This is a genomic window from Thermopolyspora sp. NPDC052614, assembly GCF_040678635.1.
GTDB lineage: Bacteria > Actinomycetota > Actinomycetes > Streptosporangiales > Streptosporangiaceae > Thermopolyspora.
Map to the genome: position 1 here is coordinate 190,605 of NZ_JBFATZ010000007.1, position 15,206 is coordinate 205,810.

At 73.7% G+C, this 15,206-nt stretch carries 10 protein-coding genes; 9 read left to right on the forward strand and 1 reads right to left on the reverse strand.

Annotation, left to right across the window (positions count from 1 at the left end; genetic code table 11):
• The first annotated feature begins 224 nt into the window (after positions 1-224).
• The 6 genes from AB0K60_RS17675 to AB0K60_RS17700 all read left to right on the forward strand — a co-directional run bounded on the left by AB0K60_RS17675 (position 225) and on the right by AB0K60_RS17700 (position 9,126).
• On the forward strand, positions 225-2,336 hold the full coding sequence (locus AB0K60_RS17675) for a molybdopterin oxidoreductase family protein (RefSeq protein WP_364055319.1): 2,112 nt from the start codon (positions 225-227) through the stop codon (positions 2,334-2,336).
• Positions 2,333-3,781 (forward strand): FAD-dependent oxidoreductase, encoded by a 1,449-nt coding sequence (locus tag AB0K60_RS17680; protein ID WP_364055322.1) that lies wholly within the window; start codon positions 2,333-2,335, stop codon positions 3,779-3,781. Before AB0K60_RS17675 ends, AB0K60_RS17680 begins: the two co-directional genes overlap by 4 nt.
• A gap of 35 nt (positions 3,782-3,816) precedes the next feature.
• Positions 3,817-6,276, forward strand: a complete 2,460-nt coding sequence (gene nirB, locus AB0K60_RS17685; RefSeq protein WP_364055857.1) for a nitrite reductase large subunit NirB — start codon at positions 3,817-3,819, stop codon at positions 6,274-6,276.
• Entirely contained in the window at positions 6,273-6,725 is a 453-nt protein-coding gene (gene nirD / locus AB0K60_RS17690) for a nitrite reductase small subunit NirD (RefSeq protein ID WP_364055325.1), read from the forward strand. The genes nirB and nirD overlap by 4 nt, the downstream gene beginning before the upstream one ends.
• A 306-nt stretch (positions 6,726-7,031) precedes the next feature.
• Entirely contained in the window at positions 7,032-8,234 is a 1,203-nt protein-coding gene (locus tag AB0K60_RS17695) for a uroporphyrinogen-III synthase (protein WP_364055328.1), read from the forward strand.
• A gap of 34 nt (positions 8,235-8,268) precedes the next feature.
• A complete protein-coding gene (locus tag AB0K60_RS17700; protein WP_364055331.1) occupies positions 8,269-9,126 on the forward strand; it encodes a sirohydrochlorin chelatase in 858 nt (285 codons plus the stop codon).
• Positions 9,127-9,159: 33 nt separating this feature from the next.
• Here the strand turns inward: AB0K60_RS17700 and AB0K60_RS17705 are convergent, their stop codons facing one another.
• Positions 9,160-10,014: a PAC2 family protein gene (locus AB0K60_RS17705; protein WP_364055334.1), complete on the reverse strand. Its 855-nt coding sequence runs from the start codon at positions 10,012-10,014 to the stop codon at positions 9,160-9,162.
• Between the two features lie 205 nt (positions 10,015-10,219).
• Here AB0K60_RS17705 and metH point away from each other — a divergent pair, with 205 nt between their 5' ends.
• The 3 genes from metH to AB0K60_RS17720 all read left to right on the forward strand — a co-directional run bounded on the left by metH (position 10,220) and on the right by AB0K60_RS17720 (position 15,153).
• Positions 10,220-13,696 (forward strand): methionine synthase, encoded by a 3,477-nt coding sequence (metH, locus tag AB0K60_RS17710; protein WP_364055337.1) that lies wholly within the window; start codon positions 10,220-10,222, stop codon positions 13,694-13,696.
• A 109-nt stretch (positions 13,697-13,805) separates the two neighbouring features.
• The gene (locus AB0K60_RS17715; RefSeq protein WP_364055340.1) at positions 13,806-14,453 is read left to right on the forward strand and encodes an HAD family phosphatase; all 648 of its coding nucleotides are present in this window, start codon (positions 13,806-13,808) and stop codon (positions 14,451-14,453) included.
• A gap of 211 nt (positions 14,454-14,664) precedes the next feature.
• Positions 14,665-15,153, forward strand: coding sequence for a cellulose synthase (locus tag AB0K60_RS17720; RefSeq protein ID WP_364055343.1), 489 nt, complete (start codon positions 14,665-14,667; stop codon positions 15,151-15,153).
• Positions 15,154-15,206: the final 53 nt, after the last annotated feature.

A 15,206-nucleotide genomic window follows, 5' to 3' on the forward strand; every position in this document is an offset into this window, starting at 1 on the left:
GGCGGAGCGCCGCGCATCCCCGCACCCCGATCGCACTCCGGACGCACACGCCTTCGCACGCCCGCCGGCCTCACAGCGGAGCCGCCTCACTGTGGGGCCGACCCGGTGTGAATTCGGTTAGCGCCTTGTAGCACAGCGGTAACAGAAGGGACCCAGCGGTGAAACCCCCTATAAGCACCATCGGACGCATGCCGATGGCCTCACTAAGCCCGGCGGGGCCTGTGATGCCACAGGCGGACGCCGGCACGCCCACCCACTGCCCGTACTGCGCGCTGCAGTGCGGAATGCGGGTGGGCCGGGTGAGCACGGCCGGCCCCGGCGGCCTCCCCGGCGCGATCACGATCACGCCGCGCGAGGACGTCCCCGCCAACTCCGGCGGCCTGTGCCAGAAGGGCTGGACCGCCGCCGAGCTGCTCACCGGCCCCGGCCGCCTCACCACGCCCCTGCTGCGCGAGCGCCGCGACGCGCCGCTGCGGCCGGCGGGCTGGGACGAGGCCCTCGACTTCGCCGCCGCCCGGATCGCCGCGATCCAGGCCGAGCACGGCGCCGACGGCATGGCGGTGTTCGGCGGCGGCGGCCTCACCAACGAGAAGGCCTACCTGCTCGGCAAGTTCGCCCGCGTGGTGCTGCGCACCAGCCAGATCGACTACAACGGCCGGTTCTGCATGTCCTCGGCCGCCGCGGCCGCCAACCGGGCCTTCGGCATGGACCGGGGGCTCCCCTTTCCGATCACCGACGTCGCGAAGGCGGGCGCGGTCCTGCTCGCCGGCGGCAACCTCGCCGAGACCATGCCGCCGTTCGTACGGCACCTGGCCTGCATGCGCGACAACGGCGGCCGCCTGATCGTCGTCGATCCCCGGCTCACCGCCACCGCCAAGCTGGCCGACCTGCACCTGCAGATCACCCCGGGCACCGACCTCGCGCTCGCGCTCGGCCTGCTGCACATCGCCATCGCCGAGGGGCACGTCGACGAGGCGTACATCGACCGGCGCACCACCGGCTTCGACGCCGTGCGCACCTGTGTGTCGGCGTGGTGGCCCGAGCGGGCCGAGCGCGTCACCGGGGTCCCCGCCGCGAGCATGCGCGAGGCCGTGCGCATGCTCGCCGCCGCCCGCGACGCCATGATCCTCACCGGCCGGGGCGCGGAGCAGCACGCCAAGGGCACCGACACCGCCACCGCGTTCATCAACCTCGCCCTCGCCCTCGGGCTGCCCGGCCGCCCCGGCTCCGGCTACGGCTGCGTCACCGGCCAGGGCAACGGCCAGGGCGGGCGCGAGCACGGGCAGAAGGCCGACCAGCTGCCCGGCTACCGGCGCATCGACGACCCCGCCGCCCGCGAGCACGTCGCGCGGGTCTGGGGCGTCGATCCGGCCGACCTGCCCGGGCCCGGCCGCTCGGCGTACGAGCTGCTGGACGCCCTCGGCACCCCCGCCGGGCCCAAGGGCCTGCTGCTGCTCGGCTCCAACCCGGTCGTCTCCGCCCCCCGCGCCGGGCACGTCACCGGACGGCTGGCCGCGCTCGACCTGCTGATCGTCTCCGACCTGGTGCTGTCGGAGACCGCCGCGATGGCCGACGTGGTGCTCCCGGCCACCCAGTGGGCCGAGGAGACCGGCACCATGACCAACCTGGAGGGCCGGGTCCTGCTGCGCCGCCGGGCCGTCGCCCCGCCTGCGGGGGTGCGCGGCGACCTCGCCGTCATCTCCGGGCTCGCCCGCCGCCTCGGGCACGACCCCGCGGGCTTCCCCGAGGACCCGCGCACGGTCTTCGACGAGTTGCGCCGGGCCTCCGCCGGCGGGGTCGCCGACTACGCCGGCATCACCTACGAGCGCATCGAGGCCGAGACCGGCGTGTTCTGGCCCTGCCCCGGCGAGGACCACCCGGGCACGCCGAGGCCGTTTCTCGACCGCTTCCCCACCCCCGACGGCCGGGCCCGGTTCGTGCCCGTCGAGCATCGGGCCCCCGTCGAGGACGTCGACGAGCACTACCCGATCTACCTGACCACCGGGAGGGTGCTCGCCCAGTACCAGAGCGGGGCGCAGACCCGCAGGATCCGCCCGCTCAATGAGGCCGCCCCCGAGGTCTTCGTCGAGCTCCACCCCGACCTCGCCGAGCGCCTGGAGATCAATCCGGGCGAGCGGGTCCGGGTGATCAGCCGGCGCGGCGCCGCCGAGGGCGTCGCCAGGATCAGTTCCGCCATCCGCTCCGACACCGTGTTCATGCCATTCCACTGGGCCGGGAACGCCCGCGCCAACCTGCTCACCAACGCCGCTTTGGATCCCCACTCGCGCATGCCGGAGTTCAAGGTCTGCGCGGTCAGGCTGGAGAGGGTCGCATGAGGAACGGTCAACGGCACCGGGGTCGGCCGCCCAGGCTGGTCGTCGTCGGCAACGGCATGGCGGGCTCGCGCCTGGTCGGCGAGGTGCGCGCCCGCGACAGGAACATCCGGATCACCGTCTTCGGCGCCGAGGCGTGGCAACCGTACAACCGGGTGCTGCTGTCCAACGTGGTCGCCGGCACCTCCCGGCCCGACCAGGTGCGGCTGCTCGACCCCTCCTGGTACGGCGAGCACGACGTCACCGCCCGCCTCGGCGTCGAGGTGACGGCGATCGACCGCGAGGCCAGGACGGTCGTGGCGGCCGACGGGACGCGCGAGCCGTACGACATCCTCGTGCTGGCCCTCGGCAGCGAGCCGGTGGTGCCGCCGATCGAGGGCGCCGAGCGGGCCGTCGCCTTTCGCACGCTCGACGACTGCGAGCGCATCGTCAAGGAGGCGCAGACCGCCCGCCGCGCCGTCGTCGTCGGCGGCGGGCTGCTCGGCGTCGAGGCGGCGCGCGGCCTGGCCGGGCGCGGCATGCCGGTCACCCTGGTCCACCTCGCCGAGCACCTGATGGAACGCCAGCTCGACGCCGAGGCCGGGCTGGTGCTGGGGCAGACCCTCGCCGGGCTCGGCGTGGACATCCGCACCGGCGCCAGCGTCACCGCCATCCGCGGCGACGGCCCCGGCCACCTGGTCGAGCTGACCGGCGGCGAGACGATCGAGGCCGACCTGGTGGTGTTCGCCTGCGGCGTGCGGCCCGTCACCGCGCTGGCCCGCGAGGCCGGTCTGGAGGTCGAGCGCGGCATCGTCGTCGACGACGAGATGCGCACCGACGACCCGGCGATCTACGCGATCGGGGAGTGCTGCCAGCACGCCGGCACCGTGTACGGCCTGGTCGCCCCCGCCTGGGAGCAGGCGGGCGTGGTCGCCGACCTGATCACCGGGACCGACGCGGGCGCGCGCTACACCGGCTCGCGGCTGGTCACCCGGCTCAAGGCGGCCAGCGTGGAGCTCGCCGCGATGGGGGAGACGCACCTGACCGAGGACGACGCCGAGATCGTCCGCTTCAGCCACCGTCGCAACGGCACCTACCGCAAGCTCGTCATCCGCGACGACCGGCTGGTCGGGGTGATCCTGCTCGGCGAGAGCCCGGCGGTCGGCACCCTCACCCAGTTGTACGACCGGGGCGCCCCGCTGCCCGGCGACCGGGCCGGGCTGTTGTTCCCCGGCGTGGGCGGCGGTGCCGCGGTCGCCGACAGCCCGGTGCGCATGCCGGACTCGGCCAAGGTGTGCCAGTGCAACAACGTGACCAAGGGCCAGATCCGGGCCTGCTGGGAGTCCGGCGCCCGGGACGCCGACGCCGTGGCCGCCGCCACCCGGGCCACCACCGGGTGCGGGAGCTGCCGCGACGCGGTGGAGGGCATCGTCGGCTGGCTGTGCGAGCAGGAAGGGGTTTCGGCGTGAGCGCCGTAGCGGCGAACGGGAACGGAACGGACGCGATGAGGCTCGTCGTCGTCGGGCACGGCCCGGCCGCGCACCGGCTCATCGAGAAGCTGAAGGCCCTGGGGTTCGGCGGCGTGATCACCGTGCTGGGGGAGGAGCCCCGGCCCGCGTACGACCGGGTCGCGCTCACCTCCTACCTGGGCGGCAAGAGCGCCGAGGACCTCACCTACCCGGTGCCCGAGGACGTCACGCTGCGGCTGGGCGACCCGGTGACCGGCATCGACCGCCAGGCCCGGCGGGTGCTCACCGCCTCCGGGCACGCCGAGCCGTACGACGTGCTCGTGCTCGCCACCGGATCCAGGCCGTTCGTGCCGCCGGTGCCCGGCCACGACCTGCCCGGATGCTTCGTCTACCGGACCATCGAGGACCTGGACGCCATCCGGGACCGGGCCCGGGACGCCGCCGCGGGCGTGGTGGTCGGCGGCGGCCTGCTCGGCCTGGAGGCCGCCGACGCGCTGCGCGGGCTCGGGCTCGCCACCCACGTCGTCGAGATGAGCCCCTGGCTCATGCCCCGGCAGGTGGACGAGGGCGGCGGCGCGGTGCTGCGCGGCCACGTCGAGGCCCTGGGGCTGACCGTGCACACCGGCGCGGGCGTGGAGCGCGTCGAGGCCGGGCCCGACGGGCGGGTGGCCCGCATGGTCATGCCCGGCGGCGCGGTCATCGAGACCGACCTGGTGGTCTTCTCCGCCGGCGTACGGCCCCGCGACGAGCTGGCCCGCGGCTGCGGCCTGGAGGTCGGCCCGCGCGGCGGCATCGCCGTCGACTCCGGCATGCGTACCAGCGACCCGGCGATCTACGCCATCGGCGAGTGCGCGCTCGTCGGCGGCATGGTCTACGGCCTGGTCGGGCCGTGCTTCACCCAGGCCGAGGTGGCCGCGGGCCGCATCTGCGGCGGCGCGGACGAGTTCACCTCCGCCGACCTGTCCACCAAGCTCAAGCTGCTCGGCGTGGACGTGGCCAGCTTCGGCGACATCACCCCCGAGGGCGCGCTCGACGTGACGTACCTGGACCCGATCGAGGGCGTGTACAAGAAGCTGTTCGTCAGCGACGACGCGCGCACCCTGCTCGGCGGCATCTGCGTCGGGGACGCCAAGCCGTACGACAGCCTGCGGCCGATGGTGGGCCGCGAGCTGCCGGGCAGCCCGACCGAGCTGCTGTTCGCCGGGACCGGCGGCGTCGCCGTGGACCTCCCCGACGACGCGCAGGTGTGCTCCTGCAACAACGTCACCGCCGGGCGCATCCGCGCCGCCATCGCCGACGAGGGCTGCGACGACGTCGCCACAATCAAGAAGTGCACCCGGGCCGGCACCACCTGCGGAAGCTGCGTCCCGATGCTCCAGACCATCCTCGTCAAGTCCGGCGTGGAGGTCGGCAAGGCGCTGTGCGAGCACTTCGCCTACAGCAGGGCCGAGCTGTTCGACATCGTGCGGGTGCGCGGCATCACCACCTTCTCCCAGCTCATCGCCGAGCACGGCACCGGACGCGGCTGCGACGTGTGCAAGCCCACGGTCGCGTCCATCCTCGCCTCCCTCGGCAACGGCCACATCCTCGACGGTGAGCAGGCCGCGCTGCAGGACACCAACGACCACTTCCTCGCCAACATCCAGAAGAACGGCACCTACTCGGTCGTGCCGCGCATCCCCGGCGGCGAGATCACCCCGGAGAAGCTCATCGTCATCGGCGAGGTGGCCCGCGACTTCGGCCTCTACACCAAGATCACCGGAGGCCAGCGCATCGACCTGTTCGGCGCCCGCGTCGAGCAGCTCCCGCGGATCTGGAAGCGCCTGGTCGACGCCGGCTTCGAATCCGGTCACGCGTACGGCAAGGCGCTGCGCACGGTGAAGTCCTGCGTCGGCTCGACCTGGTGCCGGTACGGCGTACAGGACTCGGTCGGCATGGCCATCGCCCTCGAACTGCGCTACCGGGGCCTGCGCTCCCCGCACAAGATCAAGGCGGCGGTGTCGGGCTGCGCCCGCGAGTGCGCCGAGGCGCGCGGCAAGGACTTCGGGGTCATCGCCACCGAGCAGGGCTGGAACCTGTACGTCGGCGGCAACGGCGGCTTCAAGCCCCGCCACGCCGACCTGCTCGCCGCCGACCTGTCCGACGAGGACCTGGTGCGCGCCATCGACCGGTTCCTGATGTTCTACATCCGCACCGCCGACCGGCTGCAGCGTACCGCCGCCTGGCTGGAGGCCCTGGACGGCGGGCTCGACTACCTCCGTGAGGTGATCATGGAGGACTCGCTGGGCATCTGCGCCGACCTCGACGCCCAGATGGAGCGGCACGTGGCCGGATACGTCGACGAGTGGCGCGCCACCATCGAGGATCCGGAGAAGCTGCGCCGCTTCGTCAGCTTCGTCAACGCGCCCGACACCCCCGACCCCTCGATCGTCTTCGAAACCGAACGCGACCAGATCAAGCCCATCCTGATCCCATTGGAGATGGTCCGATCATGACGATGCTCGACACGATGACCACGGCGACCACGGCGACCACGGCGACCACGGCGACCACGGCGACCACGGCGACCACAGTGACCACCACGAGCACGGCCACCACGAGCACGGCGACCGCGACCCGCCCGGGTGCCTGGACCGCCGTCTGCGCGTACACCGACCTGCTCCCCGAGCGCGGCGCCTGCGTGCTGGTGGACGGCGAGCAGATCGCGATCTTCCGCACCTTCGACGGCGAGCTCTTCGCGATCGGGAACCGCGATCCCTACAGCGGCGCCTACGTGCTCTCCCGCGGCATCGTGGGCACCAGGCGAGGCGAGCCGACCGTGGCCTCGCCCATGCACAAGCAGGTCTTCTCCCTGGTCACCGGGCGCTGCCTGGACGACCCCGAGACGGCCGTGCCGGTCTACCCGGTCCGCGTCCACGACGGCGCGGTGGAGGTCGGCCGTTGACCCATCCCGCAGCGCGGTGCGGACCGGCCCTCGCGGCACCGGCCGGTCCTCCCGGCCCGCCCCGGACGCCGCCCGGCGCCGGGCGGGACGGCGGGCCCGTTCCGGCCGCGGCGGCGGGGACGCCGCGAACCCGTCCCCAGGCGCGCCGCCTGGGGACTCACGCACACAAGGAGATCTTATGACGCACAGTGGTGAGGGGCTCGGGGGACCGAGCCCGGGGCTGCCGCGCAGGCGGGTGCGCCCGGACACGGGTCCGGCCCGGGCCGCCGGACGCGGCCGAACGCACGGGCCGGCGGAGGGGGCCCGATGACGGCGCTGCTGGAGGAGACGTTGACCCCGTCCGAGAGCCAGTCGGAATTCTCATCGGAAACCTCGCCGGAGACCGCGCCCGACGCCCTGGCCGGCTTCACCATCGGGGTGACCGCGACCCGCCGCAAGGAGGAGTTCGCCGCCCTCCTCGAACGGCGCGGCGCCCGCGTCGTCCGCGCGCCCGCCATCCGGCTGGTGCCGCTGTCAGAGGACGCCGACCTGCTCGCCGCCACCCGCGAGTGCCTGGCCGGGCCCATCCACGACGTCGTGGTCACCACCGGCGTGGGCTTCCGCGGCTGGATGGCCGCGGCCGAGGGCTGGGGCCTGTCCGGCGACCTCGCCGAGCACCTGAACGCCGCCCGGCTGCTCACCCGCGGCCCCAAGGCGCGCGGCGCGGTGCGCGCGGCCGGCCTCAACGACCACTGGACGCCCGACTCCGAATCCTGCGAGGAGGTCAAGGACTACCTGCTCGAACAGGACCTGACCGGCCGGCGCATCGCCGTGCAGCTGCACGGGGAGCCGCTCACCGGATTCGTCTCCGCGCTGCGCGAGGCGGGCGCGGACGTCATCGAGGTCCCCGTCTACCGCTGGCTGCCCTACCGCGACCCCTCGCCGCTGCGCCGCCTGGTCAGCCAGGCGATCTCCGGATCGGTCGACGCGGTCGCCTTCACCAGCGCCCCGGCCGTGCTGGCGATGCTCAACGCCGCCCGCGCCGAGGGCCTGGAGGACGCGCTGCTCGCCGCCTTCAGCGGGCCGGTCGTCACCGCCTGCGTGGGCCCGGTCACCGCGGGGCCGCTCGTCTCCCGGGGCGTACCGGTGATCCAGCCAGAACGCTCGCGCCTGGGCGCGCTGGCCCGCCTGCTCGCCCGGCACCTGCCCGAGCACAGCGTCACCCGCCTGGTCGCCGGCGGGCACCGGCTGGAGATCCGCGGCCACGCCGTCGTCGTCGACGGCGAGCTCAAGCCGCTGCCGCCGGCCCCGATGGCGGTGCTCAAGCGCCTGGCCGACAAGCCGGGGCACGTGGTCTCCCGCGCCGACCTGCGCCTGGTGCTGCCCGGCGGCCCGTCCAGGGATTCGGCCGAGCACGCCGTGGAGATGGCCATCACCCGCCTGCGCCGGGCCCTCGGCCCGTCCGGCATCGTCGAGACCGTGGTCAAGCGCGGCTACCGGCTCTCCTGCGACCGGGACGGCGCGCAGTGACGGCACGACCGGCGTACGGCGGCGGGGGCGCGGGTTGAGGCGCGGGTCGCGGCGCGGGCTGAGTACCGACCGCCCGCGTCTCACCCTGGCCGCCTCGGCGGGCCTCGCCCGCGAGGCGGGGGGACGAGACGACCCGGCCCCGGGCGGCCTCCAGCGGACCCTGGTGCTCGTGGCCCACGGCACCCGGGACCCCGCGGGGGAGGCCGTGCTCGCCGCGCTCGCCGCCCGCGTGCGCGCGCTCCGCCCCGGCAGCCGCGTGGAGCTCGGCTTCCTGGAGATCAGCTCCCCGCCGCTGCCGGACGTCCTGGCGGGCGTGCGCGGCCCGGCGGTCGTGGTGCCGCTGCTGCTGGCCGGCGGCTACCACGTGCACATCGACCTGCCCAGCGTGATCGCCAGGACCCGGCCCGGCACCCTGGTCGCCCGGCAACTCGGCCCGCACCCCCTGCTCACCTCGGTGCTGACCCGGCGCCTCGCGTCGGCGGGGCTGCGCACCGCCGACGCGGTGATCCTCGGCGCGGCGGGCTCCTCCGACCCGTGCGCCCTGGAGGACGTGCGCGCCGCCGCCCGCCTGCTGTCGGTACGGCTCGCCCGCCCGGTGACCGCCGCCTTCCTGTCCGCCGGAGGCCCCACGGTGACCGAGGCCCTCGACCTGACGCGCCGCGGCCCCGCGCCGCGCGTCGCGGTCGCGTCCTACCTGCTGGCGCCCGGCCACTTCCAGCGGCGGCTGGAGTCCTGCGACGCCGACCTGGTCACGGCCCCGCTCGGCGTCGACGCCGACCTGGCCGCCCTGGTCTGGACCCGCTACGACGAGGCCCTCGCCACGACCGGCCGCGACGCCCCCGCGAACCTGCCGGGCCCCATCCGGCGCCGCGACGGCAGCCGGGCCGGATAGCCGGCCCGCGTCCGCCCGGCGCGGGGCGGGCGCTCAGCGGTCGTTGTCGCCGTCGCGGCGGCGCAGGTAGCGCTCGAACTCGGCGGCGATGGCGTCGCCGCTCGCCTCCGGCAGCTCGGTGGCGTCCTTGCGCTCCTCAAGCTCGCGGACGTACTCGGCGACCTCGGAGTCCTGCGAGGCGAGCTCGTCGACGCCGCGCTCCCAGGCCCGCGCCTCCTCGGGCAGGTCGCCCAGCGGCATCGGGACCTCCAGCATGTCCTCCACGCGGCGCAGCAGGGCGAGCGTCGCCTTCGGGTTGGGCGGCTGGGCCACGTAGTGCGGCACCGACGCCCACAGCGAGACCGTCTCCAGGCCCGCCGAGCTCAGCGCCTGCTGGAGCACGCCCACGATCCCGGTCGGGCCCTCGTACCGGGTCTGCTCCAGGTTCAGCCGGCGCGCCAGCCCCGGGTCGCTCACGGTCCCGACCACCGGCACCGGGCGGGTGTGCGGCGAGTCGTTGAGCAGCGCGCCCAGCAGCACCGCCCGCTCCACGCCCAGCTCGTGGCACAGGCCCACGATCTCGGCGCAGAACGTGCGCCAGCGCATGTTCGGCTCAATGCCGCGCAGCAGCACCACGTCCCGCTCGCTGCCGGGCGGGCGGGCGTACAGCAGCCGCGTCGTCGGCCAGATGATCGAACGCGTCATGCCCTCGCCGAGTTCGACGATCGGGCGGGTGACCTGGAAGTCGTAGTAGTCCTCGGGGTCCAGCGCCACCAGCAGGCTGGCCTTCCACTCGGTCTCCAGGTGCGCGAGCACGCCGCTAGACGCCTCGCCCGCGTCGTTCCAGCCTTCGAACGCGGCGATGAGCACCGGGTCGACGAGCTCGGGAAGCCCTTCGAGCTCGATCACGCGCCGCCTCCTCCTTCGCCCGGCCGCCAGGGCGCGGCCTTCGCCTAAGACTATTCGCTGGCCGTGCTTGAATGCGACGGCATGGCCCCGCCGCCTTGGACGGGCTGGGTGGGAGCGCTCCCGCCGTGCTCCGGTCCGTGCCCCCGCCTGTGCTTCCGTTCGTACGCCCGGCGAGCGCCGCCGATCGTCCCGATAAGCTTGGCGCATGAGCAGACCATCCTTCCGAGAGGCCCTGTCACAGCGCATCCTGGTCGCCGACGGGGCCATGGGGACGATGCTGCAGCGCCACGAGATCACACTCGACGACTTCGAGGGCCACGAGGGCTGCAACGAGGTGCTCAACGTCACACGGCCCGACGTGGTGCGGGCCGTGCACGACGCCTACCTGGAGGTCGGCGTCGACTGCGTGGAGACCAACACCTTCGGGGCCAACCTCGGCAACCTCGGAGAGTACGGCATCGCCGAGCGCGTCTACGAGTACTCCGAGGCGGGGGCGCGGCTGGCCCGCGAGCGGGCCGACCACTGGTCCACCGCCGACCACCCGCGCTACGTGCTCGGCTCGATGGGCCCGGGCACCAAGCTGCCCACCCTCGGCCACGTCTCGTTCGCCCGGCTGCGCGACGCCTACCAGAGCAACGCCGCCGGGCTCGTCGCCGGGGGCGTCGACGCGATCATCGTCGAGACCTGCCAGGATCTGCTCCAGCTCAAGGCCGCGGTCACCGGCGCCAAGCGCGCCGTGGCCGAGTCCGGCCGCGACGTGCCGATCATCGCCCAGGTGACCGTCGAGACCAACGGCGCCCTGCTGCTCGGCTCGGAGATCGGCGCCGCCCTCACCGCCGTCGAGCCGCTCGGCGTGGACATGATCGGCCTCAACTGCGCCACCGGCCCCACCGAGATGAGCGAGCACCTGCGGTACCTGGCCAGGCACTGCCGCCTGCCGCTGTCGTGCATGCCCAACGCGGGCCTGCCCGAGCTCACCTCCGACGGCGCCTACTACCCGCTGAGCCCCGCCGAGCTCGCCGACGCCCACGACGCCTTCGCCCGCGACTACGGCCTGGCCCTGGTCGGCGGCTGCTGCGGCACCACCCCCGAGCACCTGCGCCAGGTGGTCGAGCGCATCGGCGGGCGCGAGCGCGTCGTGCGCCGCCCCCGCCCGGAGGCGGGCGCCGCCTCGCTGTACCAGCACGTGCCGTTCCGGCAGGACACCTCGTTCCTGGCCATCGGCGAGCGCACCAACGCCAACGGCTCCAAGGCGTTCCGCGAGGCGATGCTCGCCGAGCAGTGGGACGAGTGCGTGGAGATCGCCCGCGCGCAGGCCCGCGACGGCGCGCACATGCTCGACCTGTGCGTCGACTACGTCGGCCGCGACGGCGTCGCCGACATGAAGGAGCTGGCGTTCCGCTTCGCCACCGCCTCCACGCTGCCGATCGTGCTCGACTCCACCGAGCCCGCGGTGATCCAGGCGGGCCTGGAGATGCTCGGCGGCCGGGCCGTGATCAACTCGGTGAACTACGAGGACGGCGACGGCCCGAACTCGCGCATCGCCCGCATCATGCCGCTGGTCAAGGAGCACGGCGCGGCGGTGGTCGCGCTCACCATCGACGAGGAGGGGCAGGCCCGCACCGCCGAGCACAAGGTGCGCGTCGCCGTACGGCTGATCGAGGACCTCACCGGCAACTGGGGCATGCGGATCGAGGACATCATCGTCGACTGCCTCACCTTCCCAATCGCCACCGGCCAGGAGGAGACCCGCCGCGACGCCCTGGAGACGATCGAGGCGATCCGCGAGCTGAAGCGGCGCCACCCGAACGTGCAGACCACGCTCGGCGTGTCGAACGTCTCGTTCGGCCTCAACCCGGCCGCGCGCATCGTGCTCAACTCGGTCTTCCTCAACGAGGCCGTCAACGCCGGGCTCGACTCGGCGATCGTGCACGCCTCCAAGATCCTCCCGATGGCGCGCATCCCCGCCGAGCAGCGCGAGGTCGCGCTCGACCTGGTGTACGACCGGCGGCGGGAGGGCTACGACCCGCTGCAGCGGTTCATGGAGCTGTTCGAGGGCGTGGACGCGGCCTCGATGCGCCAGGACCGGGCCGCCGAGCTGGCCGCCCTGCCGCTGTGGGAGCGGCTCAAGCGCCGCATCATCGACGGCGAGCGCAAGGGCCTGGAGGCCGACCTCGACCTCGCGCTGGAGACCCGCCCCGCCCTGGAGATCATCAACGACGTGCTGCTCGACGGCATGAAGACCGTCGGCGACCTGTTCGGCGCGGGCGAGATGCAGCTTCCGTTCGTGCTCCAGTCGGCCGAGGTGATGAAGGCCGCGGTCGCCTACCTGGAGCCGCACATGGAGAAGGTCGAGTCCGGCGGCAAGGGGCGCATCGTGCTCGCCACCGTCAAGGGCGACGTGCACGACATCGGCAAGAACCTGGTCGACATCATCCTGTCCAACAACGGCTACGAGGTGATCAACCTCGGCATCAAGCAGCCGGTGTCGGCGATCCTTGAGGCCGCCGAGGCCAAGCGGGCCGACGTGATCGGGATGTCCGGCCTGCTGGTGAAGTCCACGGTGGTGATGAAGGAGAACCTCGAGGAGATCAACTCCCGGGGCATCGCCGCGCGCTACCCGGTGCTGCTCGGCGGCGCGGCCCTCACCCGCGCCTACGTCGAGCAGGACCTCGCCGACCTGTACCAGGGCGAGGTGCGCTACGCCCGCGACGCCTTCGAGGGCCTGCGGCTGATGGACGCGTTCATGGCCGTCAAGCGCGGCGAGGACGGCGCGACGCTGCCGCCGCTGCGCACCCGCCGGGTGCGCACGGGCGCGCGACTGGTCCGCACGCCCGAGGACGAGCTGCCGACGCGCTCCGACGTCGCCGTCGACAACCCGGTGCCGAAGCCGCCGTTCACCGGCGACCGGGTGGTCAAGGGCATCCCGCTCGCCGACTACGCCGCCTACCTCGACGAGCGGGCGACGTTCATGGGCCAGTGGGGACTCAAGGCCGCGCGGGGCTCGGGGCGGCACGCCGGCCCGTCGTACGAGGAACTGGTGGAGACCGAGGGGCGGCCCCGGCTGCGCATGTGGCTGGAGCGCCTGCAGACCGAGAACCTGCTCCAGGCGGCCGTGGTCTACGGCTACTTCCCGTGCGTCAGCGAGGGCGACGACCTGATCATCCTCGACGACTCCGGCGCCGAGCGCACCCGCTTCACCTTCCCCCGGCAGCGCCGCGACCGGCACCTGTGCCTGTCGGACTACTTCCGGCCCCGCGAGTCGGGGGAGACCGACGTCATCGCCCTCCAGGTGGTCACCATGGGCTCGCGGATCAGCGAGGCCACGCAGGAGCTGTTCGCCAAGGACGCCTACCGCGAGTACCTCGAACTGCACGGCCTGTCGGTGCAGCTCACCGAGGCGCTGGCGGAGTTCTGGCACGCGCGGGTCCGCGAGGAGCTCGGCCTGTCCGCCGAGGACCCGGACGACATGGACGGCATCCTCGACGTGCGGTACCGGGGCTGCCGCTACTCCTTCGGCTACCCGGCCTGCCCCAACCTTGAGGACCAGCGGCAGGTGTTCGAACTGCTCGACCCGGCCCGGATCGGCGTCGGCCTGTCGGAGGAGTTCCAGCTCCACCCCGAGCAGTCCACCTCGGCGCTGATCGCCCACCACCCGGAGGCCAAGTACTTCAAGGTGTGAGAGGCCGTTCACCCGTTCGCCGCGAACGGGTGTGACAATCCGAACGGAACGGGCACGGCGGCGTCGTGCCCGTCCGCGTGACCGTTCGAAACCGGATTCGGGGGTGGGCATGGAGGCGGTCCTGTTCGACATGGACGGCCTGCTGGTGGACACCGAGAAGGTGTGGTACGCCGTGGAGACCGAGGTGGTCGAGAGCCTCGGCGGCACCTGGGGCCGGGCGCACCAGCAGGAGCTCGTGGGCGGCTCGATGGCCTCCACCGCCGCGTACATCGTCAAGGTGACCGGCACGGACGTCGGCGCCGACGTCGTCGCCGCCCGGATGCTCGCGGGCATGACGAGCAGGCTGGCCGAGGGCGTGGACCTCATGCCGGGCGCCGACGAGCTGCTGACCGCCGTGCGCGAGGCCGGCGTGCGCACCGGCCTGGTGACCTCCTCGGCCTCCGCCATCGCGGGCGCGGTGCTCGACGTGGTCGGCCGCGAGCGGTTCGACGTCGTGGTGACCGGCGACGACGTGGCCCGCCCCAAGCCCGACCCGGAGCCCTACCTGCTGGCGGCCCGGCTGCTGGGGGTGCCGCCCGGGTCGTGCGTCGTGCTGGAGGACTCGCCCAACGGGGTGACGGCGGCGACCGCCGCGGGCTGCCGGGTGGTGGCCGTCCCCAGCGTGCTGCCGATCCCGGACGCGCCGGGGCGGCTCGTCGCGGGCTCCCTGCTCAAGGTCACCGTCGAGCGCCTGCGCGGCCTCTTCGCCGACGTCTAGCGGGCCCATAGCGGGTCCATGACGGGTCCATGACGGGTCCACAGCGAGCCCCGCGACGCGTCCTGCGGGCGCTCCCGGGGCATTCCGGGTCTTTACCGGCATTTACCGGGGATTCCCCTAGGGGAAGAGCCCTCCCTGCGGAGGAGAGGCGGGCGCCGCCCGACGTGCCAGGATGGAAGGGATAACCGAATCCCCACGGTGCGAGGCGGATATGACATTCGATCAAATCGCGTGGTTCCCGCTGTGCGCGGGCCTGACCGCGGCCGGCCTGGTGCTGGCCTTCCTGGCGTTCCGCCGCCGCGGCGTCGGCTCCGGCCTGCGGATGACGGCCTGGGCGTTGCTGCCCATGGCGGCCTACCTGACCGGGGCGCTGCAGACGCTGTGGCAGATCGGCACCGCGGCGGTCTCGTTCGTGACCGGTCTGGTGCTCTCCCCGGCGGTGTGGGCGGGCGTGATCCTCGCCGGCCTGTCGGCGCTGCTGTTCGTGGTGTCCGGCGTGATCCGGCGGCGCGGCCGGTCCGCCTCGGGCGGGGCGACGGCGCAGGCCCCGGCCGCCGCCGGGCGGGATCGCGGGCGCGCCCAGCCCGCCGCCCAGCCCGCCAGGCCCACCCAGCCGCTGCCGCCGAAGCGGCAGGAACCGGTCGCGGACGATGATTTCTCGGACATTGAGGACATTCTCAAGCGGCGCGGCATCAGTTAACGGAAATCGCCGCTTCGGCGGTTATCCGCGTCGTACCGGGGTAAAAATGTGTC